24 protein-coding genes and 1 pseudogene are annotated in these 24859 nt (G+C 46.3%); 13 read left to right on the top strand and 12 right to left on the bottom strand.

The window, feature by feature from the left end; genetic code table 11:
• The first annotated feature begins 2 nt into the window (after window positions 1–2).
• Both BUC30_RS05315 and BUC30_RS05310 read left to right on the top strand, forming a co-directional pair.
• A complete protein-coding gene (locus tag BUC30_RS05315) occupies window positions 3–1331 on the top strand; it encodes a hypothetical protein (protein WP_073423851.1) in 1329 nt (442 codons plus the stop codon).
• A 227-nt stretch (window positions 1332–1558) separates the two neighbouring features.
• The gene (locus tag BUC30_RS05310; RefSeq protein ID WP_073423850.1) at window positions 1559–2494 is read left to right on the top strand and encodes an Rpn family recombination-promoting nuclease/putative transposase; all 936 of its coding nucleotides are present in this window, start codon (window positions 1559–1561) and stop codon (window positions 2492–2494) included.
• Window positions 2495–2704: 210 nt separating this feature from the next.
• On the opposite strand, the gene BUC30_RS05305 is transcribed toward BUC30_RS05310, so the two are convergent.
• Window positions 2705–4945: an efflux RND transporter permease subunit gene (locus tag BUC30_RS05305; RefSeq protein ID WP_244536492.1), complete on the bottom strand. Its 2241-nt coding sequence runs from the start codon at window positions 4943–4945 to the stop codon at window positions 2705–2707.
• A 303-nt stretch (window positions 4946–5248) separates the two neighbouring features.
• Here BUC30_RS05305 and BUC30_RS05300 point away from each other — a divergent pair, with 303 nt between their 5' ends.
• The 3 genes from BUC30_RS05300 to BUC30_RS05290 are packed head-to-tail and all read left to right on the top strand — an operon-like array spanning window position 5249 to window position 8114.
• On the top strand, window positions 5249–5854 hold the full coding sequence (locus tag BUC30_RS05300; RefSeq protein ID WP_073423848.1) for an MptD family putative ECF transporter S component: 606 nt from the start codon (window positions 5249–5251) through the stop codon (window positions 5852–5854).
• A 47-nt stretch (window positions 5855–5901) separates the two neighbouring features.
• Window positions 5902–6531 (top strand): energy-coupling factor transporter transmembrane component T, encoded by a 630-nt coding sequence (locus tag BUC30_RS05295; RefSeq protein ID WP_244536491.1) that lies wholly within the window; start codon window positions 5902–5904, stop codon window positions 6529–6531.
• Between the two features lie 59 nt (window positions 6532–6590).
• On the top strand, window positions 6591–8114 hold the full coding sequence (locus BUC30_RS05290; RefSeq protein ID WP_073423846.1) for an ABC transporter ATP-binding protein: 1524 nt from the start codon (window positions 6591–6593) through the stop codon (window positions 8112–8114).
• Between the two features lie 82 nt (window positions 8115–8196).
• Here the strand turns inward: BUC30_RS05290 and BUC30_RS05285 are convergent, their stop codons facing one another.
• Window positions 8197–9852, bottom strand: coding sequence for a glycosyl hydrolase (locus BUC30_RS05285; protein ID WP_073423845.1), 1656 nt, complete (start codon window positions 9850–9852; stop codon window positions 8197–8199).
• Between the two features lie 166 nt (window positions 9853–10018).
• Between BUC30_RS05285 and BUC30_RS05280 the strand changes: the two genes are divergently transcribed.
• On the top strand, window positions 10019–10867 hold the full coding sequence (locus tag BUC30_RS05280) for a TIGR02147 family protein (protein WP_073423844.1): 849 nt from the start codon (window positions 10019–10021) through the stop codon (window positions 10865–10867).
• Window positions 10864–12027 carry a hypothetical protein gene (locus tag BUC30_RS05275; RefSeq protein WP_073423843.1) on the top strand — a complete coding sequence of 388 codons (1164 nt, stop codon included), beginning with the start codon at window positions 10864–10866 and terminating at the stop codon, window positions 12025–12027. The genes BUC30_RS05280 and BUC30_RS05275 overlap by 4 nt, the downstream gene beginning before the upstream one ends.
• An 88-nt stretch (window positions 12028–12115) precedes the next feature.
• Here BUC30_RS05275 and BUC30_RS05270 read toward each other — a convergent pair whose 3' ends face one another.
• The 5 genes from BUC30_RS05270 to BUC30_RS05250 all read right to left on the bottom strand — a co-directional run bounded on the left by BUC30_RS05270 (window position 12116) and on the right by BUC30_RS05250 (window position 16397).
• Complete coding sequence (locus tag BUC30_RS05270; RefSeq protein WP_139260790.1) at window positions 12116–12517, bottom strand: hypothetical protein; 402 nt, start codon at window positions 12515–12517, stop codon at window positions 12116–12118.
• 90 nt (window positions 12518–12607) lie between these two features.
• A complete protein-coding gene (locus BUC30_RS05265; protein WP_073423841.1) occupies window positions 12608–13051 on the bottom strand; it encodes a hypothetical protein in 444 nt (147 codons plus the stop codon).
• A 2-nt stretch (window positions 13052–13053) separates the two neighbouring features.
• On the bottom strand, window positions 13054–13695 hold the full coding sequence (locus tag BUC30_RS05260) for a DUF4405 domain-containing protein (RefSeq protein WP_244536490.1): 642 nt from the start codon (window positions 13693–13695) through the stop codon (window positions 13054–13056).
• Window positions 13696–13734: 39 nt separating this feature from the next.
• Entirely contained in the window at window positions 13735–15168 is a 1434-nt protein-coding gene (locus tag BUC30_RS05255) for a flavodoxin (RefSeq protein WP_073423839.1), read from the bottom strand.
• Window positions 15168–16397, bottom strand: a complete 1230-nt coding sequence (locus BUC30_RS05250) for a carboxymuconolactone decarboxylase family protein (protein ID WP_073423838.1) — start codon at window positions 16395–16397, stop codon at window positions 15168–15170. The genes BUC30_RS05255 and BUC30_RS05250 overlap by 1 nt, the downstream gene beginning before the upstream one ends.
• A 599-nt stretch (window positions 16398–16996) precedes the next feature.
• Between BUC30_RS05250 and BUC30_RS05245 the strand changes: the two genes are divergently transcribed.
• Window positions 16997–17566, top strand: coding sequence for a sugar O-acetyltransferase (locus BUC30_RS05245; protein ID WP_073423837.1), 570 nt, complete (start codon window positions 16997–16999; stop codon window positions 17564–17566).
• A gap of 228 nt (window positions 17567–17794) precedes the next feature.
• Here BUC30_RS05245 and BUC30_RS05240 read toward each other — a convergent pair whose 3' ends face one another.
• Window positions 17795–18307 carry a flavodoxin gene (locus BUC30_RS05240; RefSeq protein ID WP_073423836.1) on the bottom strand — a complete coding sequence of 171 codons (513 nt, stop codon included), beginning with the start codon at window positions 18305–18307 and terminating at the stop codon, window positions 17795–17797.
• A gap of 329 nt (window positions 18308–18636) precedes the next feature.
• Here BUC30_RS05240 and BUC30_RS05235 point away from each other — a divergent pair, with 329 nt between their 5' ends.
• Both BUC30_RS05235 and BUC30_RS05230 read left to right on the top strand, forming a co-directional pair.
• Window positions 18637–19575: an aldo/keto reductase gene (locus BUC30_RS05235; protein WP_244536489.1), complete on the top strand. Its 939-nt coding sequence runs from the start codon at window positions 18637–18639 to the stop codon at window positions 19573–19575.
• 66 nt (window positions 19576–19641) lie between these two features.
• The gene (locus BUC30_RS05230; protein ID WP_073423835.1) at window positions 19642–20445 is read left to right on the top strand and encodes a LysR family transcriptional regulator; all 804 of its coding nucleotides are present in this window, start codon (window positions 19642–19644) and stop codon (window positions 20443–20445) included.
• Between the two features lie 61 nt (window positions 20446–20506).
• Here the strand turns inward: BUC30_RS05230 and BUC30_RS05225 are convergent, their stop codons facing one another.
• From BUC30_RS05225 to BUC30_RS05215, 3 genes and pseudogenes are all read right to left on the bottom strand, one after another.
• On the bottom strand, window positions 20507–20839 hold the full coding sequence (locus BUC30_RS05225; RefSeq protein ID WP_072980505.1) for a putative quinol monooxygenase: 333 nt from the start codon (window positions 20837–20839) through the stop codon (window positions 20507–20509).
• Between the two features lie 211 nt (window positions 20840–21050).
• Window positions 21051–21179, bottom strand: a pseudogene (locus BUC30_RS05220) (type II toxin-antitoxin system mRNA interferase toxin, RelE/StbE family); the annotation flags it as partial.
• A 125-nt stretch (window positions 21180–21304) separates the two neighbouring features.
• Window positions 21305–21595: a hypothetical protein gene (locus BUC30_RS05215; protein WP_073423834.1), complete on the bottom strand. Its 291-nt coding sequence runs from the start codon at window positions 21593–21595 to the stop codon at window positions 21305–21307.
• 171 nt (window positions 21596–21766) lie between these two features.
• Between BUC30_RS05215 and BUC30_RS05210 the strand changes: the two genes are divergently transcribed.
• The 3 genes from BUC30_RS05210 to BUC30_RS05200 all read left to right on the top strand — a co-directional run bounded on the left by BUC30_RS05210 (window position 21767) and on the right by BUC30_RS05200 (window position 24233).
• The gene (locus BUC30_RS05210) at window positions 21767–23035 is read left to right on the top strand and encodes a hypothetical protein (protein WP_073423833.1); all 1269 of its coding nucleotides are present in this window, start codon (window positions 21767–21769) and stop codon (window positions 23033–23035) included.
• Between the two features lie 139 nt (window positions 23036–23174).
• Window positions 23175–23702, top strand: coding sequence for a hypothetical protein (locus tag BUC30_RS05205; RefSeq protein ID WP_170861503.1), 528 nt, complete (start codon window positions 23175–23177; stop codon window positions 23700–23702).
• 9 nt (window positions 23703–23711) lie between these two features.
• Window positions 23712–24233, top strand: coding sequence for a hypothetical protein (locus BUC30_RS05200; protein ID WP_073423831.1), 522 nt, complete (start codon window positions 23712–23714; stop codon window positions 24231–24233).
• An 86-nt stretch (window positions 24234–24319) separates the two neighbouring features.
• On the opposite strand, the gene BUC30_RS05195 is transcribed toward BUC30_RS05200, so the two are convergent.
• A complete protein-coding gene (locus BUC30_RS05195; protein ID WP_244536488.1) occupies window positions 24320–24847 on the bottom strand; it encodes a cyclophilin-like fold protein in 528 nt (175 codons plus the stop codon).
• Window positions 24848–24859: the final 12 nt, after the last annotated feature.

The raw sequence follows: 24859 nt of genomic DNA, 5'->3' as shown, positions 1-24859 counted from the left end.
CAATGTGGTTTGTTGAGCTTGTTGATGAATTTGTAAAAGAACTTAAGGATGATGTAAAGTATTATTTTGAGTGGGAATTTAAGGATGACATGAAATTTTGTGGGATCGTTATATTTTTTTTGTGTTTGATTATTTGGCCATGGGGAATGCATTTGAATTATGGTATGTCGATTAACGCTTTTCGACAAGGAATTCCAACGAATTTTGTGTTGCCAATTTGCTTTTTTTTTGAAATTATTTTTTCAATACTAATGGTTTTTAGTATAAAGAATAATCGGAAGGAACGGTTCGTAAAGGTTTTGTTTCAATATACATCTGTGTTTATTGTTTTTATTCCTTTTGCTATTGAAATTATGGAAGGGATACATGAGTTTGCTGATGCGTTTGCTGTTCGTAATTGCAAAGTTAATGGTGCTTGGGTGTGTTATCCTTCAAAATATACCTCTATGGATTATCGACAAATATTTCACTGGATCGCTTCATTTCTTCCGATAGTATTGCTTTTTGCTTATGATCTCATTTATCTCATTTTGTTTAGAAAATTCGAAAATTATGATAACAACTATGATATTGCAAAGCGCGAGATTTTTCGTCTTAATTATGAATTAGAATATGAAAAAAGAAATTCGGCTATTTATCAATCGTTTTTAGAAAATAATGCTGAAGATTTAGAAAATTACTTGTCAAATTATTGGACAGACCGCAAGTTTTCGGATTGTTTGAAGTCTCGGTTTGTAGTACTCAATCCTAAAATAGAGCTTTTACGTATGGGTGTTCAAACAAAAGATGAATATGATTACTTGAAAAAGCTTTTTTCGCGTTTGAATGGTGATATCAAATCTTATATTGAAAATTTTTTCATAAAGGCAGAATCCGCTTTTGATAAATGTGATAAAGATTATGAATCTATTTGGTCTTCTGGAATGCCTTTAATTGTTTCAGATAGATTTTGTAAAATTCCTAAATGGTATGATGATTATTTTCCCTCTTTACAAAACAGATGCAGATTGATTTACTCTACTGAAACATATGTAGTAAAGAATTTGGGTTCTTTTCGAATTTTATTTTATGGAGATGCCGATAAAGATGATGAAAACTTTGAATATGTAATTGTTACTTTTGATGATTTTAAAAAAATGGCTTTTTCAAATATGGCATATCTCTTATATAAAAAATATGATGATATATTTATCGTTCGGTTCAAAAGTTGTGTAGATGACATTGTTCATAGCCTTTTTGATAGAGGTATGACTGAAATTACTGATTATCGGCGTTTTGAAAAATATGAGGCTAGGAAAATTTTGATGGAAAAGATGAAAAATGATAAGTAATACAGGTGCGGAATAATTCCCTTGCAAACGGTTGTTTGCAAAATGAACGATAAACCCCTTGACCTCTTGTTTTTATCTGTTTAGTTTTATAAATTAAAATCAGTCGATTAAATGCGGCTGATTTTTATTATATCGTTAATTATATCCTTTCTTATATCCTTTGCTAAATGAAGTCTGAGTTTTTACTCAGGTGTTTGTATTGATTCTCTTCTTGAGAAAGGAATTATATGAGCGAAGAAAATAATGCAACGAGACGAAACCACGATCCGTTTTTCCGTTGGCTGTTTTCTGATGTTGGGCATCTTAGAAATCTGTTGGAACTTGCTGGCAAAGTAAATTATGATGTTGGCGAATTCATATCGGCTATAAATATGGATACTCTAGTCCGTATTCCAGATTCGTATTCAGAGGTTGACGATACGGGTGAAGCGGATTTGGCGTTTCGTGTGAATGTATCAACAGGTGCACCGATTTTGGTTGGAATTCTGTTAGAACATAAATCGGGACGGGATCCAAATGTTCTTGATCAGATTGCTCGTTATGTCAATTCTGTGATGAAGATTTATGATAAGAATCGTGCATTTAGCGGAATTCCGACGATGGCAATTATCTTTTATAATGGACGGGAAAATTGGAATCCACTTAAGAGACTTGAAGAGGGTTATCCGGAGTATTTTCGTGGTTCTGTATTGCCTTTCCATTGCGCTTTTGTGAATATGGCGGATATACCCGATAGCGATTGTTTGACTTGCGAAGACGTTGCTGCTGGAATGGGCGTTGTCGCAATGAAGTATGCGTACAATAAGGAAAAATTGTTAGATGTTTTGCCTAAATTCCATGAAAACTTGCGAAAAATGCCACGCAACGAGGTGTCTTGTTTATTGCAGAAAATAAACATATATTTGAAAGAGTACGTTGATGAAGGTGTTCTCAAGGAGCTTGACATGGCTTTTGTAAGTGTTGGACAAAAATACGGTTTTGTGAGTGCCGGTGATGTTTTTCGTCAAAGGCTTGCTGAAGCTCGCAAGGAAGTGGATGAAGAACGGAAAAAAGCTGAAGAAGAAAAGCTTAAAACGGCTAGGGGACTTTATGAAGATGGGGTTCCCTTAGAGACTCTCGTTCGTAGATTCAATCTTACGGAAGAACAAATTCACGGAAAGTGATTTTTTTGTAGGGTTTATTAAGTCTATAGCTCTAAAATTCGAAAATGTTTACAAAAAGGTAGTCGAAAGACTACCTTTTTTACAGCATATCTAATAAAAGGGGGGGGGCACCTTTTATTGAAAAAAATCTTAGTGAGAGAAATTATGGATTCCCTCCCCTATCGTGCTACGCACTCCAGGGTCGAGAATGACGTCGGGGATGACATTGCATTAGCGGACTTGTTTATTTCGTTTCTCTCTCCCATACGGCTTGGTGACGTACACGAGGGCGGTGGTAAGCGTGTAGTCGGCGACGAGGGCGGCGGCAAGGCCGATGATGGAGAGTAATCCGACGTTGTGCAGTGCGCCCATGGGGCTGAAGATGAACACGAAGAACATCGCGCAGAGAATGAATGTTGTCATGCCCATCGTCTTTCCGATTTCGCGGTAAGAGAGCAACAATGCTTTTTTGTAACTGCCCGTGCGTTCGTAACCGTATTTGATGTGGTTGTTCATGTGGATGGTATCGTCAACGGCGATACCCAAAATCATCGGCATTACGATCATTGTTATCATGTCGAGCGGCATTCCCGAATAGCCCATGACGCCACCGATTAAAAGTACGGGGGCGACGTTTGGAATCATGCCGATGAGGCCTGCCTTGATGCTCCCGAATGCGAGAATCATCATGATGGCGATAATGACAAATGAACCTCCGAACGAACGCAACAGTCCATTGACGAGCTTGCCGTTCATTTCGGCATAGTTTACGACTTCACCGACGATTGAAGTTTTGGCGTCCGGGAAGATTTGGGCGGCGTATGATTTGGCGGAATCGAGATCCTCGACGATTTTCTTGGCATCGTATCCGGAAAGTTCTATGTGGATGTATGTTGTTTTGTAATCTTCGTCCATGCGTTCAAAGAGCGCGTCGGCATCTGAAATCTCGTAGAGGAACAGCAGTTGCGTGAGCATGTCCTGCGCGTCGGGAATTTTGTAGTATTCCGTGCTGTCGGCGTTTAGCGTGCGGTTCATTTCTTTCACGAGTCGCGTTACGGATTGCACGCGGGGCTTGTCGCCTGAAATTTTTGTGAGCTGGAGCGTGCCGAGTTTTTGTTCAAGCGTTTCGATGCGTTTCATGTTGGCGGGATTTTTAAGCGCGTCGCTTTCGTTGAATTCGACCATCACATTGAAATCGTAGAGGCTTCCGAGCTTGCCGCTGAGCATGTCCATGAGCCTTGTGACGAACGGGATTTTTTCGCCCATCGTTTTTGTGTAGTCCATGTTTACATCGATGTTCATCACGCCTGGAATTTGCAACAACATTATGGCGGCGGAAATTGCGGCGACGATGCCGCTGTGCCTGCAAACTTTGCGACCGAAGAATTCAAAGAGGATGTCGGTTTTGGTGGCGCCGGCCGCTTTCACTTCTGTCGGGTCGGGTTTTGCATTTTTGCCGAAACTCATGAGAATCGGAATCAAGATGATGACATACAGGTAAACCATGAAGACGATGCCTGCCGAAATGCCGCCAATCCAGCGAATCGGGCGGATGCCAGCGAACAAGAACGAAATCAGCGAGGCTACGGTAGTGATAACAGTGAAGAGAATTGGCCAGCCGGTTTCTTCGACGGCGTTTATCACAGATTCACGGCGGTTGCCCGTGCGCCTAAAGTGCATGCGGAACGAATTAATGTAATGGATGGAGTAGCCGACCGAAAGTGCCATGCCCAAAAGTACGGGGAGTGCGACCATGCTTTCGTCGCCGATGATGCCGAGCCAAGCGTTTACGCCGAGCACTGAGGCGATTCCTCCGACGGTTGCAATGGCAGGGACGATGACTCCGCGCAAGGAACGTACGAATAAAATAAGGCATGCGAGCATGACGGCAAAGCCGATGATAATACGCATGGCGCATTCACGCGAGATAACTTCGTTCTCTTCCATTTCGGTGTAGCTCATGCCGGTTGGGAGCATCTCGAATTTGTCACTTTTGAATTCATCGGAGAGAATGACGTTGCGGGCGAAAGGTGCGATGCTGTCTTTGCCGAAATCGATGCCGCCTTCGTATGATTTCAACGAGAGAATAACCCATGTTTCTTTGGCGTCGTCAGAGACGATGTTGTTTACCAGCGATTCTCGGCTCATGATGAGCGATTTCTTGGCGGCGAGTTGTGCTGAATCTGTCGGGATGCCGCTTTCGAATGGGTCGATGACTTCGAAGCCCTCATCATTTGCGATGGGGATGGATAAGTTATGCGTGAGTGAAACGACGCGGTCAGCGTAAGGGACTTCATTTTCGAGGCGTTTTGAAAGTCGGTCAATGGCGCTTAAAACTTCGGGTGCAAAAACATCGTTAGCACGGACCATCACCATATAGCCGTCATCGCTGCCGAAAACATCATTGAAGTGCGCTTGGTCGATTTTGACTTTGTCCCAGTCGTCGAACCATTCTTCTTCGCTGCTGGTCATTTGCAGTTGCGGAAGTCCGAGACATGCAATGAAAGTTACAAGAATTGTTACAAGTAAAATTAGCCAACGGAATTTGACTTGAAAACGCCCCAGACGGGCGAAAACTTTATTAACGCGAGAAACTTGCATGTTTCCTCCCCAAAATTTTTGCCCGAAAATAACATAACGCGTAGTGTTTTTCTACTCCAATCGGACGCGTTAGGAACAAGTGATGATATAGTATGTGTGGAAAATGTTAAACGGGGCTAAACTGCGTCTAAATGGAGTTGAATTTATAGCAAGAATTTTCAAGTTTTGGCGGCTATGAGAACTACTGGTAAAAAATCTTCGAATACATTGGTGCGTGACCTCGTGAACGTGGGCATTTTTGGTGCACTTTACCTTGTTCTTTCTGGACTTGGAGCGAGTATCGGTTTTATTCCTGCGTTTATTGTGGTTTCCACATGCGTAGTGAGCTTGGTGACGAGCGTCCCGCTATTCCTTTTCTTTTCGAAAGTCGAAAGACCTTTACTTTGCTGTGTGCTACTTTGCATGCTTTTCGGCGTTGTCATGACAATCTCTGGTCATGGAATTTCTTTTGGTTTACTTTGTGTGATATATGGCGTTTTGGCGGGCCTTTGCTTAAAGCTGTTCCATAAAAATTTTGTCGGTTGCCTGCTTGCTAATGTGATGATAAGTTTTGTGCCTTCTTCGATGATGATTCCACTTTGGTCTTCGACCGAAGAATATTTGGCGTATTGCAGTTCTATTTGTGATAAGGCTTATATTGCTCATTTGGCGGAGCTTTCTAGCAGCTATTGGCCTTTGATTGGTCTTTTTGGATTTGGTGCCGCAGGTGCTGTGGTGGGTGGCTTTATTGCTCGTCGCATGATGAAAAAGCATTTTGAACGCATCGGACTTGCGCAGTGAAACTAGATCCGCGTACAAAATTGTTTTTAGCGGCGGTGGCAAATGGTATGATTTTTTCCGCTCCGCTTGTCTATAGCTTGTTGATGGTTGTTGTAGCGTCTGTTTTGCTGTTGCTTGAGGGAAAGTGGAAATTTGTTTGCGCTTTCTTTTTTGTTTATTTGACGGCTGGCTTTTTCTTTGATTTTGTGAAAAATTTGGATATTGGCACCTCGGGCACGATAATTCTGGCGTCGTTGTTTTTGATGTACCGTATTATGCCGGCCTGCGCTGTGCTTTATTATGTGATAACAACTACCAAGGTCAATGAATTTTTGGCATGCATGTCGCGAATGCATGTTTCGAACAAGGTGACGATACCCTTGATTGTGATGATTCGATTTTTCCCGACGGTGTATGATGAATCCCGTGCGATTGGCAATGCCATGAGAATGCGCGGAATCCGCTTGTTCAGCTTGCGGACTTTAAAAAGTCCAGTGGCGTTTCTTGAATATCGGCTGGTTCCGCTTTTGGTTTCTGTTACGAAAATTGGTGATGAACTTTCGATTGCTGCGGTGACGCGTGGACTCTCGGCAGAAACAAAACGCACCTGCATTGCAACGATTGGATTCCGCTGGGCGGATGCTGTTGTGTGCGCTTATTGTATTGTTGTAGTTGTAATGTTTTTACTCCGTAATTAGTGCTGTTACGTCATTGCGAGCGTAGCGAATCAATCCATCTTAATTGTCTTTCCCAACCTATGAACATCTCCCTAAAAAATATTTCCTTCTCTTACTCTGATTCCCTTGACGATGCGATTCTCAAGAATTTGAATTTGGAGATTCGTTCGGGCGAGTGCGTTGTGCTGGCGGGTGAATCGGGCTGCGGGAAGACGACGATTTCAAAACTCATTAACGGTTTGATTCCGCATTACCATTCGGGAACGATGGATGGCGATGTGTTGCTCGGCGAAAAAAATACCGCCGATATGACGCTAGCCGAAATTTCACGAGTTGTGGGTTCCGTTTTTCAGAATCCGCGTTCGCAATTTTTCAACATCGATACGGATTGCGAACTTGCTTTTGGCTGCGAAAATTTGGGAATGGATCCCGAAGAAATCAAACAGCGCGTGGAGAATGTTGTTCAGGAATTTCATTTAGAGCATTTGCTTGGCCGTAGCATCTTTAACCTTTCGGGCGGCGAAAAACAGAAAATCGCGTGTGCGTCTGTTTCGGCGACAGGACCTGAAATTTTTGTGCTCGATGAACCTTCTGCAAATCTGGATCTCAAGACGATTGCGGATTTGAAGGAAATTGTTTCGCGATGGAAAAAGGCGGGGAAGACGGTCGTTATCGTGGAGCATCGCCTTTACTATTTGCGTGATGTCGCCGACAGAATTTGTTATGTGAAGGATGGGCAAATTGCAGAAGAGTGGACGCCTGCGGAACTCGAAGCGAAAGGCCCGGAATATGCGGCAAGCCTCGGACTCCGATGCATGAATTTGGAAATGTTGAATGGGCGGAATGGTGTCATCCTGAGCGTGGTTCGGCAAGCACACCGACATAACGACATTGCGAGCGGTGAAATTGACGACGTTGCGAGCGACAAAAATAACGTCATTGCGAGCGAAGCGAAGCAATCCATTATATTTACCAATCTCACTTTCTGTTATCATCGCAAGCATCCGATTTTGGATATTGACCGTCTTGAACTCCCGTGTGGGCAAATTACGGCGCTGATTGGTCATAACGGTGCCGGAAAATCGACGCTTGCCCAATTGCTGTGCGGCTTGCAGGGAAGCTGGCATCAAAAACGTGCAGCACGCAAACGCGGCGCATACCTAATTATGCAAGATGTGAACCATCAGCTTTTCACTGAAAGCGTTCTGGACGAAGTCTTGCTCGGCATGAAACCGCAAAATGAAAAACTTGCTCTTGAAATTCTTGATGGGCTCAATCTTAAGCAATATACGGAAAATCATCCGATGGCACTTTCGGGCGGGCAAAAACAGCGTGTCGCTATCGGCAGCGGAATTTCGAGCGGGTGCGATGTCGTTGTCTTTGATGAACCGACAAGTGGCCTTGATTATAGGCAGATGCTTGCTGTTTCTGCAACGCTTAAAAAACTTGCCGCCAGCGGAAAAACTTTGCTTGTAATTACCCATGACCCTGAATTTATTTTAAACAGTTGCCAATCCGTGATTCGTTTGGAACACGGAAAAATCGTGGAACAGTATCCGCTTTCAGGGAATGAAAAACAGCTTATCAAGACGATGGTGGAATGAGAAACGGATGCCGAGTTTTCGACATCCGATTTAGCGTGAATGCGTAATGTTCTTTTATCGCGCCGCCCTACACCCAATATTTTTATTTCTTGAAATACACCGTATTCACAATGTGTCCTTGAATCTTTCTACGTACAACATAGTTCCCTTGCGGAAGTTCTCGCATGCTGATGCCCAAATAATGACCGTTCATGTCAAAAATCCCAACGGTGGTTGCAGTCCCGGCCATGCGTGGCATGGTTGCGATACTGGTGGTACTTGTGTCAGGCTTGATAATTGCCGTGTACTTGTCCCAACCTGGCATGTCTTCGAGAGTAATGATACGCTCGTCATTCATGTTGCTCTTCCAAACGTCATCTTTTGTTTGGCCGGGCCAAGTTCCGCTCCAGGTGCTGTACCACGGCATCCACCAACTCCATACGGCTTCGTCGGTATGCATGTTGTTCACATCGGGAATGGGACCGTTTTCGCTGAGTGCGATAATTTTCGTGCTTTTCGATGCGTTTTTGAATTTGTCGAAGGCGCTTGCATTACTGGAATGGTCGTTTGCGCTATTGTAGATATCGATGGAGAGAACATCATAGTATTCGCTACCCGGATTCCAAGAGGTGACGGTGCTTCCTTCAGGGTTATAGACCCAAATCATGTTTTTTACACCCTTGACTTTGACCATGCGGTCATAGACGAGGCGATAGAGGGCTGCAAACTGTTCTCCGGAATTAATACTCCACCAGAACCACTTTCCGCCAGCTTCATGTAAGGGGCGATAGATTCCCGCTACACCTTCTTTCTGCAATTCAAGGAAGTAATCGGCGATGTGGTCAATGTCTGCAACGATTCCTTTGTAAGCCGCACTTTCCGTGTTCCATTCGGTAGTGCCTGGCTTGAAACCTGTAGAAAAATCAAAATCGGTGTATTCGCCACCATTCGCAGCGCTTTGAATATAGAAGGCGTCTTTTTTGTCTAGCGGATCTTTCCAGTGCCAAGTGAATGCCGGGATGCCGCCCGCTTTCCAAAGGCCTTTCGCGATGGAAATTGCTTTGTCCGTGTATTCCTTGTTCCAGCTTTCGTTTGCTTTCGGACCGCTTGCAAACAAGAAATCTAAACCGACAAGAGCCGGGTACTTTCCTGTGCGCGTGTAGGTGTATTTCACGTCGTCGTGCGTCTTGAAGTCGGCTCCCATGGTGTAACCGCTCATATCGCCGGTCATCATGCCGCTAATCGTCTTTTTGCCAAAGTTTTCACGCAAAAAGCTGTAGAGCTTGATTGCACTTTCGGTGGCGTTCGGGGTAACCGGTGTTGCGGATATTTTGAAAGGGGAGGATTGATAAGGCTCAACCTCAATATAGTCCACGCTAATCCAGCCCCAGTATTTCTCAATAGAGATTGTGTTTGTCCCGGCTTTAAGTGTAGCGACTGTCGTGACATCCGCCCATGAAGTAGTGGCGTTAAAGTCGATGGTGCCTGCTGTTGCGCCGTTTACTTTCAAGTAGTTTGCTTTGAAATCCCCGGCCTTGTAATGGATGGTCACTTGGTACTTGCCCGCACTTTCTGCGGTGACTCCATTAAAAGAAATATTTCCTTCTTGCAAGTCGGCATAACCCGTTCCCGAAACTCCGGATGCGTTGACATTTTTTGCTCCTCCGGAAAGAGTCGCTGCTTCAGCTTCGTACTTAGTTGCAAATGCCATACTCGAAAGAGTAAGAATCAAAATAAGGAAGTTTTTTCTTTTAATCATTAGGGTTCCTCCATTTTACGAAATTATATTCCCCAAGTATATTTATCAATTATTTTTTTCGAATGGTGTGGACAAAAATGTCCACGAATTGTATATTTTTTTTACGAGACGCCAGGAAATGAAACGATTTTTAGGTAGAGCTTTTTTATATCTGGCGAGACGCTTTATGTTTGCAAAAAACAAAATCAACATCTACGACTATTCGGACTACCGCAAGTTCCTGCAAGAGTTCTATGAACTCGAAAAATCGCTGGATTCCTCGTTCAGTTATCGAGTGTTTGCTGCGGCGGTTGGCATGGACGCAAGCCTGCTTTTGAAAATATTGCAGGGTAAACGCCACATTTCTCCGAAATGCATAGATGTTTTCGTTAAATTTTTCCGTTTCAAAGATGCCAAGGCGGAATACTTCCGTGAAATGATTGCTTACGGCAAGGCTAAAAACGACGAGGACGTTCGTCGACATTTCGAGACTCTTCAAAAAATGCGACCTGCAGCTTGCCGAGAACTCGACGAAGCCCGGTACCGCTATTTTCAGCAATGGTATTATCCGATGATCCGCTCGGCGCTCGATGTATTCAATTATCGCGGTACACAAGATGCTGCCGCCCTTGGGGAATGCTGCATTCCAAAGCTTTCCGCTTCGCAAGTAGAAAACGCTGTCGATGCTTTGTTGCAGCTCGGACTTGCGCATGCCCGCAATGACGGTCGCGTGGTTCCGACCGAAGCTCATCTCAAGACTATGGAACACTGGCTGAGTGCCTGTATCAGCGATTACCAAAGCAGCATTGCGGAACTGGCCGGCAAATCCATCCAGAATACTCCCAAAGAAAAACGCGACATCAGCACGCTCACGATGGCTCTTGATTCGCAACAAATTGATAAAATTCGTGAAATCCTCGCCAAAACGAGAAAAGCCATCGTAAACGTAGTCAATGCGATGCCTCCGCAAATTTGCGATAGCGTTTATCAGTTAAACTTTCAGTTGTTTCCGATGATGAAAAAGGAAGAACAATGAAAAAAGGTATGGAAACTTCGTTTTGTGTTTCGTTTTGCGCCTTGCTTTGCCTGTCGCTGTTTTTAGGTTGTTCAGAAAATAACACCGCAGGTGCCACAAGTGAAACGACAAATGGAATTGCCTTCAACGTCGTTGACAGTTTAAATAAGCCGTTCGCTTGCGCACAAATGAAGGTGTATTCAAAAGATGCCTTCTCGGTCATTGATAGCGCCCTTTCGGATTCAAGCGGACGAGTTTCTTTTAATGACAAACTCGGCATCTGCACAGACCAAGGCTGTTTTGTAGAAGCCCTTGCGGGCGAAGATTCCGCATTCATGAGTTGGTCGCCGGTCGATTTTGCAGACACCTCGGTTCAAGAAATTGCATTGTTGCCTTCGGCATCGCTCATTGTACGTACTGGCGTTTCGACCCAAGAAATCGAAGGCCTGTTAGAAAATGTTCAACTGGAATCGACCCCCTATTTTGCAAACCGCTTCGGTAGCGAGTATGTGTTTGCGCATGTGCCGGCAGGGTCCTTTACCATTGTTGCTGGAGATTCGACCGTCGCAGAAGTGGCGCTTGCGCCAAACGAATCCGCAGATACGCTCGTTCCTGTTCCAGGAAAGTCTGTTGAGTATGTTTTCGAAGACTTTGACGATGGAGATAGTTTGAATAACCTCGCCAAAACTTATCCTAACTACGGATGGTATTTTAATGCTGTTGGCAAAGCGAATTTTGCAATACCTGATAGTGCTGAAAGTTTCTCATCCGTATTAAAAGATGATAAAGATCATGGAAAGTATCTCGCTGTTAAATTCGCAATAGATACAGGCTTCGTTTTGCTCGGAACTCATCTAGGACTTGATACAGGATTTTTCGACCTGAGCAATCTCACGGCGATTCGCCTTACGGTAAGAGGCGACTGTGAATTGAATATCGCTTTGGAACATTACCGTGAAGTTGGAGAAAATACCTTTAAAAAATCGTTATGGAAGGCCAAAGCGACTGAAAACTGGAATGAAATCATCTTGCACCCCGGTAGGGAAGTTCTTGAAGAAAGCTCCTATCAAGTGGAGTGGAAAGAGATTTCTCACGAAATCGGTCTGTTTAGCATTTTTATGAGAAGCGGAACTTATTTGGAAGTTGACAAAATCGTGTTTGAAGGAATTGATTTCAAATAAGCGATTAATGCGATTGGTTATGCGATAGCGACTTCGGCATCAAAGCCCCCTCGTTTTTCCGAGGGAGCCTTTTTGACGATATGTCCGTTTATTTCACGAAAACGGCGAGAAGTTTATGTGCCTCGTCGCCTTCGACAAAACGGATTCCACCTACGTTATGGTACTCGAATCCCGAGAAATGCTGCAATTGCAGTGCCGCAAATTCGCGGTCCTGCGAGTAGCAAAGGTTCAGGCGAAAGTTTCCGTTGTCGCTTGTTTTAGGGTGGCCAATTCTTTGAATTGCCGCCACCAAATCATTTGAAGGCGCCCCGACAATCGTCTGGACTTTTTGCCCTTCCGTGGGGCTAAACTCCAGGCATATTCCCACAACGGGTGAATTCGTCTTAGTGTAGGTGACGTTTGTCTTGAAACCGAAAAATTTCTTTTCGGTCTTGATATAGGGCTTATTGAAGAGGGCGTTAGCCATCTCCATCTTGGAAATGTTATCCATGTTCTTTCTCTTTTTTAAAATGAATGATGTCGCGCACCCGGTAAGGGCCGCGGCCATTTACTAGTGCTTAAGGCTTGGAGAAAGAACTTGCTAACAGAGCATTCGCTCTAGCGTGTAAACGTAATATTCTTTAGGTTTTTGATAAACTAGCGGTAAAGGGAAGCCGCAATGGATGCAAATAGTTGACCGCGCGATTTTAGTCGCAAACGGTGTAGCCTGTTTGGACGTTGCCGAACCGCGCCCGCCATAGCCTTGAAGGCTACCGCTTCGCGATGTCCGCAATGAAACCTGCCGGCCCGACCTGCGCGTAAGCAGTGTTGCATCAGCTGTTGATTCTCGAGACAGGTATAACGGATTATCGGCAAAATCGTGAGCAGTGAAAACTTTCTCACTTTCTGCAACCTGACCAAGTTCAGCGCCGTAATCGTAAACAAAAGAACCCTCGACAATAGCAGAAAGAATCGCGAATAACGCGACTGCAATCATCGACAGAATATTTTGTTTAACAGGCTTCATTGTACTAATAATGTACAAATCTACGCCTTCATAAGTTTCGCCACATAATGCACCGCAACGGCAAACAGCACGACGATGGCGATATAGTCCACGAAAAAGAGGGCGTAGCCGCGTTCCGCATCAAAGAAGAAGAAGGGCTGCTGCAGGAACATGTATTTCCAAAGCCCGCGAATAACGAAGGCGTAAATTCCATAGCATGCCACGAGAGCGGCAATCACGCGAGTTGCGACAAGTGCAGCCTTTGACTTGAAAGCGCCCGCAAGCCCCAAGCGGTTTGCAATCAGGCTCACATGCAGCCCGATGTGGAGCGACATGAACACATAATACCAATGGCTGGCGAGCAGGTGCGCCGTGCGGGCGAAGCTTGCGCCCGATTCAATCCCGAGCCAGGCGAACACATGGTTCGAAAGCATGATTCCGCTCACCATCAAGAAAATTGCACACAAAAGAATCCCGCAATTCACAACCGCCTGCAAGAAGCGGAATGCGTTGTAGCGTCCCTTGAATAGCGAAAGGAAAAAACGCCGGTTCAGCGTGATATGCACCGCCCACAGAACAAGCAGCACCACGCCCAGAATCTCGTGAACGGCAGTCGATTCAAAGAAGTAATTGCCGCCCATCAGCAAGAGCGTCGCGACCGTCATCGCGATATCAAGTGGCATACGAATTTTAGCGGAAATAGGCATATCAAGGAATATACATTATTTCGTCTTCACGCCGTTTTTCTCGAGCCACTTGGCCACATCTTTCGAGAGGCTTGAACCGCCGGAATAATGCACCGAAAGGCCTTCGCCGATTTTTGCATTGGGCGCGAGTTTCGCAATCGCGGTGATGCTCTGACCAAAGCGCCCGCCACCGTGGGAGCAGAACGGCAGAATCCGCTTGCCCGTAAAGTCGTAACTTTCGAGCAAAGTCGCAATAGGCATCGGGATACTCGCCCACCAGTTGGGGTAACCGATGATAATCGTTTCGTAACCGGCCCACTTCTTTGCGTCGGGCTTTTTCTTGAGGGCAGGGCGTGCCTGTTTGTGCTGGTCGTTCTGCGCCTGCTTCAAGACGGTATTGTAGTCGTCGGAATAGGGCTTCACGAGTTCAAGTTCTACCATGTCGAAACCGGTCTGCTTCTTGATTTCGCGGGCGACACCGCGGGTATTCCCGCTCCAGGAATAGAAAACAATCAGCGCACGGGAAGTGCTTTTCGGGTTCGACGCCGCTTGTGCCTTTTCGCCCTTAAAGCCCGCCGCTTCTTGAGTCACAAAAGTTCCCTTGACGCCTGCACCCGCATTCATAGCGAGCCGGAGCCCCACATTGTAACTCTTGTTGGATTGCTGCATGGCTCCGCGATAGGCACTGCGGAGGTTCTTGCCGAAGTCGTTCCAGCCGCCACCGCGATGCACGCGTCTTGTGCCCGAAGGTTTGCCCGCCGGGTCAACCGTCACGCTTGCCGAGCTCGCAGAAACACCGTAATCGCCGTAAAAGTCAAAGCACCATTCGCCCACGTTCCCGTAAATATCGTAAAGCCCGAAGGGATTGGGCTTGAACTTACCCACGGGGAGCGTGTTCCCGCGGTAAACGCCGGGGCGTGTTTCCAGAACCTCGTCGTTGAAATAGTTCTGCTCGATTTGATACGGATAATGCCCGTAAAAATTCACGTCGTCGGCACCGGGAGCCTTCTTTGTGTAGAAAGGCGTGGTTGTGCCGCCCCGGGCCGCGTATTCCCATTCCGCTTCGGTAGGGAGCCTGTAGCCATTCGCCTCACGATTCCAGCTGACCGCATCGCCTTCGATAGCGTAAACGGGAGTGCGTCCGTTGCGTTCGCTTAACTTGTTGCAAAAACGAGCCGCTTCGAGCCACGTGATGTTTTCGACGGGCAGGTCGTCACCCCTAAAACTGGAAGGATTTTCGCCCGTCACTTCGCGGTAAAGCTTTTGCGTCACCTCGTATTTACCCAGGTAAAAATCGGAGACCTTCACCTTGTGCAGCGTCTCGTCGTTGACACGCCAGTCCTCGTTTGCGGGGCTTCCCATGTTGAAAGTCCCGCCCTTGATAAGCACGAAGCCGTCGGGTGCAGGTGCCGCCGCAAGCGACACCGCCGAGAACCACAAAATTGCACAAGATAAAAGTTTAGCGAGCATTATTTCAACTTCCCGTAGTCTTCGTCACTTACAGGCTCAAGCCATTCGTTGCGACCGCCTTCGCCAGGGACTTCAATCGCCAAATGCTGGAACCAGGAATCCGGAGCCGCCCCGTGCCAATGCTTGACGCCAGCCGGAATGTTCACCACGTCGCCGGGATTCAGTTCCACCGCCGGCTTGCCCCATTCCTGATAGTAGCCGCGGCCCGCCGTCGCGATGAGAATCTGGCCACCGCCCTTCTTTGCATGATGGATATGCCAGTTGTTGCGGCACGCCGGTTCAAAAGTCACGTTCCCGACACCCACCTGTTCCTTGCTGATCATGTCGAGATAGCTCTTGCCCACAAAATACTTGGCGTAGGCGTCGTTCGGCTTGCCCACCGGGAACACACTCCAGTCCTTGCCCGGCATGTTTTTTGTACCCGACGCGTTTACGGCACCAGCCGTCGCGTTTGCTGCCTCAGCCTCAGTCACCGCTTCCTTGAGCAGTCGCAACGCATTCAGCGTGCGTGGGTAACCGCAATACGGCAAGCAGTTGTAAATCGCCTGTTCCACGTATTCGGCCGTGCGAATCTTGAGGTTCGCGCCGATATGCGCCTTGAGCTGCGGTTCCGTTCCCAGGTTCACGAGAATCGCCATCGTCAAGAGTTCGCGGGTATTCAGGTCAAGCCCCTTGCGGGTGTAGTAATCGCCAAAGCAGTTGCTCGCCAAGAAGTAATTGATGGTCGGCATACCGCTCTTGCCGTTTTTCGCCATGTCGCGGAAAGTCTGGCCGAATAGCGTTCCCTGCGCGTCGGCACCCGCCTCCAGGCGGGACTGCGCCGTCACCGTCGCACGGTTTTCGTCCACCTTTACGTTCTTCGCCTTGAACACGCTGCGGGCAATTTCCACCGCATCCACCGTCCGCGGGAACCCGGTGTAGGGGGCGCACTGGTAAATCGCCTCGAGAATTTCTTCGGGAGCAAGCCCCTGCGCAAGCGCCGTCGCCACCTCTTCTTGCAAAAGAGCGCCCGACTGCTGCGTCACAAGCGACACCAGATGAATCAACTCCACCTCGCGCTTTTCCACAAGCGGAGTCGCCGCCGGAACCTCGTTCTGCGTGAAGTTGTCCATCACGGCACGCAGTTCCTTGTCCTGCGAAAGCGCCTTCGCCCCGTCTTGCGGACAGCAATCACATGCGGCAAGCACCGCACCCATACCAAGCATCGTCATAATCGTCCCTAGTTTCATGGTTTGTTCCTTTTTTATCTACGCCTTTAATATAAATAAATGCGCAAATCCCGCAAAATACCATTTTTTCATGCTCAGTATGCACGAAACGCATAGTGAAGCCCGCCAAGGGGATTGTTTCCCCTAGAAGATGTTATACATGACTGTTTAGGCAATCAAGCACCGCACTTTTGTAAACAATTTTGCCTATGAAACTGCGGAAATAAACATTGAAGTAAAACATCTTCAACCTTTAAAATTCTATCAAAATGATGAAGTTGTCGTTGATTTGGAGTAAAATATGAAAAGATGGATTCAAAAGGGAACATCTTTTTCTGTAAAAAGGTATTTGTCAGATGAATGCTTCTATAGCCTTCTTTTGGACTTTGCCTTTGAGTTCGGCGACTTGCCTTTTATCGCCAATTAGTATTAGTATATATTTGTTATTGGAGGTCTATTATGCGAGTGATTTCACAAGAATTCAAGCAGATGCTGAAAGATAGTGATGTGTTGTATTTGCAGACGGCGGGTATCACATACAAAAGTAACTAAAATTACAAAATCTTGAATATAATCGACTAGTAATAGACTAAGACAAATCGGAATTTGTGGAGGGAATGATGGAAAATTGCAGGAAAACTGAACGAGAAAGAATGACAAATGGAGAATCTTTTTTTACAAATGACCCGCAGCTCATGGAGGATAAGAAAAACGCTCGTATCCTCTGTTCTCGTTTTAATAGTTCTCCGGAAGATGAGTCCTTAAGAAAAGCATTGTTAAAACAACTATTCGGGCACTGCGGGGAGAGGATAGCCATCAAGCCCCCGTTCCATTGTGATTACGGATATAACATCTTTGCGGGCGATGACTTGTTCATAAACTTTGACTGCGTGTTCCTGGATGCAGCTCCGATTCGGATTGGAGAACATTGTATGATCGGACCTAAAACCTGTATATATGCAATCGGTCATCCGTTGGACGCAGAATCAAGAAGAGAAAAGATTGGTATCCCTAAGCCGGTCACCATTGGCGATAATGTCTGGATCGGTGGTGGAGTCACGATTCTTCCGGGTGTATCCATAGGAGATAGCACGGTAATCGCTGCTGCTTCTGTAGTAACTAAATCTTTTCCTGATCATGTGGTGATTGCAGGAAACCCAGCAAAAATCATAAAGAATATTGAAGAATAACTTCCAGTTTTTGGAAGAGAACATGCGCATAGATTTCAATGAGATTGCATCCATGACTATACATGACTGTTTGGGCAATCAAGCACCGCACTTTTGTAAACAATTTTGCCTATGAAACTGCGGAAATAAACATTGAAGTAAAACATCTTCTTTCCCCTAAAAAGAAAAGACTGCCAAGAGTTTCCTGGCAATCTTTCTAAAACATTCCGCCCATAAGGCGCTAGCCGATTACTTCACCCACTTGTCGACTTCTTTCTGGGCCTTGTCGCGTTCGTTCTGGGCCACGTGTCCGTAGATGGCAAGGCCCGCAGTCACGTTCGCGCCGGTCACCTTCTTGAGGCGTGCAACTCCCGAAAGGCCGCTGCCTTCGTGTGTCACGAACGGGTGAATCGTCTTGCCCTTCAGATTATACTTCTCGAAGAAAGTGAACATGGGCATGGGCATTTCGCCCCACCACACCGGGTAACCGACGTAGATTTCGTCGAATTCTTCGGGGTTCACGTTCACCGGCTTGATGGCCGGACGCGCGTCCTGCGCAAGTTCCTTCTTGGCCACGTTGATGCAGTCATCGTAGCCCTTGGGATATTCCTTCGCGGGTTCCACATGCAAAAGCGTGCCGCCCGTCTTTTTCGCAATCATCTCGGCAATGATTTCGGTATTGCCCTTGGTGATTGTTCCGACTTCATAATTTTCATCGGCACGGGAATAGTATGCGACGAGGATTTTCTTTTCTGCTGCCATAGAGACTCCTAGAAGAAGTGATAAAAGAATCAAGGTGATTTTTTTCATGAGATCCGCCTTTATCGTTAAAAATTTCCTTGAACCGGTTGTCTATAATATAAATAAATCCAGCACAGCCGCGTAATGCGTAATTTTTATGCCCAGTATGCGTGTGGCGCATAGCGGAAGTAACCATCTGCTCTTGAAAAAAAACAAATAATCCATTTTCGGGCTAAAATTCCATTTGAACTGGCGCAAATTTAGGTTTTCCCCCGCCTATGCCTTCAAAGCATATCTTTTATGCGAAATAAGTATTTGGGTTTGTTGCGTGATTTGGTTATTTTTAGGGCATGAGGTGGTTCAGTTTCTTGTTCGTTTTCCTGTTCATGGCGTGTTCGAGCGATGCTGCGTCGCAGGCTATGCCGAAAGTTTCGAACAAAGGAAATTCAATCGTGCAGAATAGCAAAGGGGCGGCCCCAACGGTCAAGTTGAATTCGGGTTTCGATATGCCGGTTCTCGGGCTTGGCACTTGGACTTTGCGCGGCAAGGTGGCTGAAGATGCGGTCTATGTCGCTATCAAGAACGGGTATCGACTGATTGATACGGCAAAATATTACGACAACGAAGAAGCCGTGGGTAGGGGGATTCGTCGGGCGATTGACGATGGGCTCGTGAAGCGCGGAGATTTGTTCGTGACATCGAAACTGGTGCCGTGGAGCAGTTCCCTGGACGAAGACATCGACGACTTACTCGAAAGGTTGGGGCTCGAATATATTGATTTGATGCTGTTGCACCAGCACGGGAGCGACGCCGAAGACAAGGCGGTTTACAAGGCTATGGAACGTGCTGTGAAGGCGAAGAAGATCCGTTCCATCGGCATTTCGAACTACTACACCGAAAAGACGGCGAAGCGCTTTTTTGCCGATTTCGAAATCAAGCCTGCCGTGGTGCAAAACGAGAACCATGTGTTTTACCAGAACACGGAATTCAAGGAATACGCAAAACGATACGGCGCTGTGGTGGAATCTTATTACCCGCTGGGCGGGCGCGGCCACACCGAAGACGTCTTGGGGAACAAGGTTGTCGCAAAGATAGCGAAGGCTCACGGGAAATCGGCCGCACAGGTGGTGTTGCGCTGGCATGTGCAATCGGGCTACATTGCCATTCCGGGCTCCAAGAACCCCGACCACATCGCAGAAAACATATCGATTTTCGATTTCGAGTTGACAGACGACGAAATGAAGCAAATCGCCGCCCTCGATACGGGACACCGCTACGAGAACTGGTGAAAACTCCCCCCACTATTCACTTGACGCATAGCGGATTTATTATATTCTCCCCAAAAGGGGATTTTTATGTTTGTCGAGACCTACATTTTGCGATTGCTGGCCGGGTTCCTGGAATATGGCACGCTTTCGGCCGTTGCGGACAAGCTCTACACTTCGCAGCCGGCGGTGAGCCGCGCGTTCAAGAAGTTGGAAGACGAAATCGGTGCTCCGCTTTTTGAGCGCAAAAAGAACCGCATTGAGCTGAACGAGAAGGGACGCACGGTCGCCGAATACGCTAAGCGCATCATGGATTTGCAAGGCGAGATGATGGAAAAGGTGAGCCCACAGGGAGCGGGCATGCGCACATTCTCCATCGCGTCGGTGGCCATTCTCCCTGCCATGCGGATGGTGCAGGAACTGCAGGAGAAATACCCCGGCGCGCAAGTCACTTACGAGATTATCGACAACGAGGCGGGCGTGCTGAAGGCGCTGAACGAAGGCTCTGCGGATATCGGCATCACGCTTAAGGCCCCCCGTGCAAAGAAGTATCGTGCCGAAAAATACATGCAGGAGCGGCTCTCGATTGCGCTCCCGAAAAAGCATCCGCTTGCGAAGCGCAAGTCCATCCGGCTCCGGGAACTCAAGGGCGAGACCATCATCCAGCGCAGCAATGTGGGTTTCTGGGAACAGGTCAAGCGCAAGAAGATTCCCGACGCCACCTTCATCAAGCACGACAGCACGAAGGGCATTTCAAAGCTCATCGAGCAGTCTTCGCTGTTGACGTTCGTTTCGGACCAAAAGTTTGATTACGACATTCCCAAGAGCCGCAAGATTGTGCCGCTCGCCGACCGCGAAATGAACGTGGAATTTTTCAAAGTGACGCTGGCGTAAAGGTTATTTCTCGCTGAACGATTTATCGCCGAACAGCGCGCGGGCATTGCATTGTTGCGACTTATTTCCTGATGAACTTTTCGTCGGTCTTGGGCATGGTGTTGTCGGGCGTGTAGCGTTCGACAGTCATTTTCAAGTCGTACTTGTCGCGGAGTTTCGCAATCGTCTTCATCATGGGCGAAGCGTGGTGCACGTCGATGGCGGCCTGGCTTTCCCACGCGTCAATCAGCAAGATGGTCTCGGGATCGTCCAGCGACTGGAAATATTCGTAGCGGATGTTGCCCTTCTCGGCACGTATTTTCGCCACCGTCCCGCTAGAAACCATCTCTTCGGCGAACTTCTTTGCCGCCCCGTTCTTACCCGTATAGCGCAGGTTTACCGTAATGTTGCTCATGGAACTCTCCGCAAACACGCTCGCAGCGAGCGCAAGGATTGAAAATAGTGTTAAAAATTTGAGTTTCATTTTGCCACTCCGAACTTATTTGCATATAATATAAATAATTTCGGAGCATGCACAAAATGCTTAATTTTCATGCTCAGTATGCGTAGGACGCATAGTGAAAGCAAATGCTTTTATGGTTTACTGTCGGAAAAATCTTCGGTGATTATTTCTTGAAAATATCGCTGTGCGTTCCCGTATCAACCAAGGTCAGCACAAGTACACCATTGTCCTTCAAGTAAAGCAAAAGCCAATCTGGTTGAATATGGCATTCCCAGACACCTTTGAAATTTCCTGACCGATTTAGGCCATTTATCTTCACTCATCTTTCCTCCCTCCGCCTACATGCATAAAAAGGCGGGACTTTGATTATTTGTCATTGCGAGCGAAGCGTGGCAATCTCTTACCAGAGAGGCTCTGCTAGGCTATTCCGTACGCCCGACCTCGGCTAGCAAAAAAATCCTCAATCCGTAAGCCCTTCCAAAACTGTTTTTCGGCTGCATGACCGATGTTTTTACGCTGAAATGACCGTTCGGCGGTCCGCAGCGTTTCCGTAGCCGTACAGAATGACTGGACAGAGCCAAAGAGTCTTTCTTTGGGGATTATCAAGAAATACTTGACGAGTTCGGCGTCCAGCTGCGTACCGGCAACATCCTTGATAATCTGGAGTGCGTCTTCGTGTATCTTGGGCGCCTTATACGAGCGACGCATGGTGATTGCCTAATGAACCCAAACGAATACAATATGTTCTATACAACAATACGTCAAAGTCTTTTCGCGATACGACTATTTCTTGGAAGTTGGTGTATCGCGACGAATATGGCCGTGGCGATACACTTGACATGACAACGAAATTTAAATAATTTGATAAAAAAGTCGTTTATGAAATGTCTGTCGCTTCCTGTTTCCGTAATCCTTTTGCTTGCAGGTCTAGCTTTTGCCCATGAAAGCAACCACCGGGGCAACCGCAGTATTTGCGGAATGACTTCAGTCTGGTTCTATGATAACGACGAAGAAGCTCAGAAAAAGATGGCTCAATCCCAGAAGCGTGAAGATAGCTTTGTCAAGTATGCGAAAAAGTTCTACCCAAGAGCAAAGACTAGGCTGAATACTGTGCAAGACGCATCGCAGAACGCACCAGTTTTTGGCTCTATCGTCAAGAAAAAGATTCTTGACAAGGACATCGAAGATGTTTTTCCAGAATATTCCGAGTCGTTTGCGAAATGGTGCAATGATAAAAAACAGGAATATAAAGCGAATGTCGCCAAGGCATCGTTAGAGACGCAGGAAACTTTTGAAGATTATAACGAAATTTCTACAGGATTCGGTTCACAATGTTTTCTGCTGCATATGGTGATTGACGTTAAACAGAAATATGATGTCGAAACGAAAAAATGGATTGCTCCATCACCTGAAGAAAAGCGCAAGACATTTTTTAAGTTCCTTTATCGGGGAGCATCTGCGGAAATCGATTCTGCGAAATCAGATTCTGCCGTTGCATTATTTGAAAAGGATTTTTTTCTTCCAGGGCCTACAGGAAACCGCATTTTCTTTGATGACGGCTGGACTCCCGTGCTTACGAAGAAGGAATTATTGTCCGTCAGCGACTCATTTGGGGATTCTTTGGCGTTTGTCCCTTTTCAGGTTGGTGGCCCGCTTCCTATAAATAAAAATTTGAGCCTGAAAAAGAAAATTTTAACCCATTTGGAAAATGGTGAATTTGATTCTATTCCGCCGCTGATAGACGAAAGCATGCACTATGCCGATACGGTGCATTTTCTTTTGTATAGACAGCTGTATTCCGAAAAGGAGTATTACGGCCTTTCGTTCTTGACTCGCCGATTCGATATGATTCTGAATAGAGACCGTAGCCGTTATTACCGCCCTGAAACGGTGGTTATGCATCGCCCATTAAGTAAAATCGATAAATGGATTTACGAAAATCTTGACAAGCATATCGACCAGACCCGTCTGGATTCGGCGCTTATCATTGCCAATTACAGCCGCCGTGCAGACTATATTATTCGCGAACAATACGAAAGATTCAAGGAACGGCACTTGCCTAACCGTTCGGGTGTTGTCAGGTACGTAAGGGATAGCGACGTGAAAGCAGTGGAATATGAAGTAAAGTTACCCAAGAACAAGAGGTGATAGGGCGTTGAAAATAAGTTATTTTTATAATATGAAGCATCTGCCTGTAGTTCGAATATTTCTTCTAGCGGTCCTGTTGTTCCTTGTCGGGTGTGCGGATGATAATTCGTCTGCACCCGAAGAAGATTCTCGCTTCAAGATGGAACTGGGAGAATTTACCTATGGTGAGTTCAAGGTTCGTACTCCCGCGTATCCTGTTTTTGAACATGTTGGCAATGGATATGACATTCTTGCCATTGGCAACAGCCCAAAAGGCCGCGTAATGCGGCTTGAGAAATCTCCGTGCAGCGGTGCCGACACTTCTTGGTTTGGTCTAATTTTTAGGGCTTTTTGCAACGGAGTCCCTTGCGAAGGGTATCCTGCTCAGACTATAAACTTCTATCCATTTGAAGGAAGTTATCAGACACTTGTGAACGCTCCTTCAAACGAAGATTATGACGCTGACAAAGATGGTCGTTTGCTTGTTTTTACTGCAGAAATTGATAAGGCAGGATTCTACAAGGACGTTCAAGTGGTTGCGATGCCCCAAAATGCTGAATTGCGTGTAGAAAAAATTACTTGTAAATTCCCTATTCCAAAAGTTGATGTCTCGGATACGTTAACTGTTAAAAACGCGATGTCTTCCGGTTTGATGGGCGGATTGTTTAATGAAAACGGTGTTTTTTGATAAAGACCTATGAAAATAAAAATTCTTTTTTTCATTGTTATCTCTTTGGAACTTCTTGTCGGGTGCAATGATTCCGCATCCAGTTCGGCGGAAGAAAAGAACCCAACGCTATATACTTCGGTGGTTCTTGGAAAGTGTGCGGATACTTCCTCATTCAGTTCGTCGGATATTGAGAAGATGATTTCGTCGCTAATTGTTGGTTATGATGAACATTCAGCTGTTTATTTAGGCGATTGCAGAGGTTGCTTTGACTTGACTCTTTACGCTTTAGATTATTGTGACGTTTCCGCTGATGTAGCTTTAGATTTTGTAGATGATACTCTGTTTATTTCTTATGTAAATGTGCAAGAGGCTTCCAAGTGCACCTGTTATTCCTCCCATGATTTCAAGGTTCCATCAGTGAATTATAGGTATGTCAAATTTAATGAACAAGTTTTTAATGTTGTTGCATCGAACATAAGGGTTGTCTGCTCAAATAAAGGGGATTATAAAGAAGGTTATTGCGTCGAGAACGGACCGACGCATTTGTAATTGTGATTCTATACAATATTTTTGCCAAAACAGGCTAAAAAAGTTCACTTTTGGCAGATTTATGGTAGTAAAATCGCCAAAACTACTTATTCCACCGAGAAAGTAGCCTTTACGTTCCCTTTGCCGAGGATCTGCTGGAGGCGTTTCTTGTTCACGTTGTCGATACGGGCGAGGCGCGTGAAGTTCCAGGAATTCTTGTCGTAGTAGATAGTAATGGAATTGCCCTGGTAGAGGATGATGTCGCCTGCGTCGGTGTCGATTTGCGTGTCGTTGCGCGGGAAACTGCGCGGCAGGTCGGCCACCTTCTCGAAACTGCCGTAGTCGTGCATGTCAAGCGTCATGTCACCCTGCGTGAGGAATTCGGCGAAGGCCTTGGCCGAGGAATTTTCTTCGAGCGTCGCCGTGAAGGTGGTATCGTTCACATGGATTTTAAGTTTCACGGGAGCCTCCCCCACTTTAGATGTTGAACTTGCTGGCACTGCGCCGGGCGTTTTACTGGCAGACGATTTTGGCGTTTGGGTTTCAGGTTGCGTCGGTTTGACAGACGATGCCGCGTCAGAAGAGCAAGCTGCGAACAGCAATAAAATGACAATGTATAGGATACGTCCTTTCATAAAAACTCTCTG

It is taken from the genome of Fibrobacter sp. UWB7 (genome assembly GCF_900142945.1).
GTDB lineage: Bacteria > Fibrobacterota > Fibrobacteria > Fibrobacterales > Fibrobacteraceae > Fibrobacter.
Note: the sequence above shows the minus strand (reverse complement) of the source record. Positions and strands in the feature narration are given on the sequence as shown.

What these genes read in the sequence shown, in the direction of transcription:
- BUC30_RS05250 (WP_073423838.1), bottom strand. Translation starts at nt 16,397, where the DNA reads ATGAAACTAGGGACGATTATGACGATGCTTGGTATGGGTGCGGTGCTT.
- BUC30_RS05290 (WP_073423846.1), top strand. Translation starts at nt 6,591, where the DNA reads ATGAACATCTCCCTAAAAAATATTTCCTTCTCTTACTCTGATTCCCTT.
- BUC30_RS05300 (WP_073423848.1), top strand. Translation starts at nt 5,249, where the DNA reads ATGAGAACTACTGGTAAAAAATCTTCGAATACATTGGTGCGTGACCTC.
- BUC30_RS05200 (WP_073423831.1), top strand. Translation starts at nt 23,712, where the DNA reads ATGAAAATAAAAATTCTTTTTTTCATTGTTATCTCTTTGGAACTTCTT.
- BUC30_RS05195 (WP_244536488.1), bottom strand. Translation starts at nt 24,847, where the DNA reads ATGAAAGGACGTATCCTATACATTGTCATTTTATTGCTGTTCGCAGCT.
- BUC30_RS05205 (WP_170861503.1), top strand. Translation starts at nt 23,175, where the DNA reads ATGGAACTGGGAGAATTTACCTATGGTGAGTTCAAGGTTCGTACTCCC.
- BUC30_RS05295 (WP_244536491.1), top strand. Translation starts at nt 5,902, where the DNA reads ATGATTTTTTCCGCTCCGCTTGTCTATAGCTTGTTGATGGTTGTTGTA.
- BUC30_RS05235 (WP_244536489.1), top strand. Translation starts at nt 18,637, where the DNA reads ATGAGGTGGTTCAGTTTCTTGTTCGTTTTCCTGTTCATGGCGTGTTCG.
- BUC30_RS05245 (WP_073423837.1), top strand. Translation starts at nt 16,997, where the DNA reads ATGGAAAATTGCAGGAAAACTGAACGAGAAAGAATGACAAATGGAGAA.
- BUC30_RS05275 (WP_073423843.1), top strand. Translation starts at nt 10,864, where the DNA reads ATGAAAAAAGGTATGGAAACTTCGTTTTGTGTTTCGTTTTGCGCCTTG.
- BUC30_RS05310 (WP_073423850.1), top strand. Translation starts at nt 1,559, where the DNA reads ATGAGCGAAGAAAATAATGCAACGAGACGAAACCACGATCCGTTTTTC.
- BUC30_RS05285 (WP_073423845.1), bottom strand. Translation starts at nt 9,852, where the DNA reads ATGATTAAAAGAAAAAACTTCCTTATTTTGATTCTTACTCTTTCGAGT.
- BUC30_RS05225 (WP_072980505.1), bottom strand. Translation starts at nt 20,839, where the DNA reads ATGAGCAACATTACGGTAAACCTGCGCTATACGGGTAAGAACGGGGCG.
- BUC30_RS05210 (WP_073423833.1), top strand. Translation starts at nt 21,767, where the DNA reads ATGAAATGTCTGTCGCTTCCTGTTTCCGTAATCCTTTTGCTTGCAGGT.
- BUC30_RS05215 (WP_073423834.1), bottom strand. Translation starts at nt 21,595, where the DNA reads ATGCGTCGCTCGTATAAGGCGCCCAAGATACACGAAGACGCACTCCAG.
- BUC30_RS05305 (WP_244536492.1), bottom strand. Translation starts at nt 4,945, where the DNA reads ATGACCAGCAGCGAAGAAGAATGGTTCGACGACTGGGACAAAGTCAAA.
- BUC30_RS05280 (WP_073423844.1), top strand. Translation starts at nt 10,019, where the DNA reads ATGTTTGCAAAAAACAAAATCAACATCTACGACTATTCGGACTACCGC.
- BUC30_RS05255 (WP_073423839.1), bottom strand. Translation starts at nt 15,168, where the DNA reads ATGCTCGCTAAACTTTTATCTTGTGCAATTTTGTGGTTCTCGGCGGTG.
- BUC30_RS05240 (WP_073423836.1), bottom strand. Translation starts at nt 18,307, where the DNA reads ATGGCAGCAGAAAAGAAAATCCTCGTCGCATACTATTCCCGTGCCGAT.
- BUC30_RS05260 (WP_244536490.1), bottom strand. Translation starts at nt 13,695, where the DNA reads ATGCCACTTGATATCGCGATGACGGTCGCGACGCTCTTGCTGATGGGC.
- BUC30_RS05315 (WP_073423851.1), top strand. Translation starts at nt 3, where the DNA reads ATGTGGTTTGTTGAGCTTGTTGATGAATTTGTAAAAGAACTTAAGGAT.
- BUC30_RS05230 (WP_073423835.1), top strand. Translation starts at nt 19,642, where the DNA reads ATGTTTGTCGAGACCTACATTTTGCGATTGCTGGCCGGGTTCCTGGAA.
- BUC30_RS05270 (WP_139260790.1), bottom strand. Translation starts at nt 12,517, where the DNA reads ATGGATAACATTTCCAAGATGGAGATGGCTAACGCCCTCTTCAATAAG.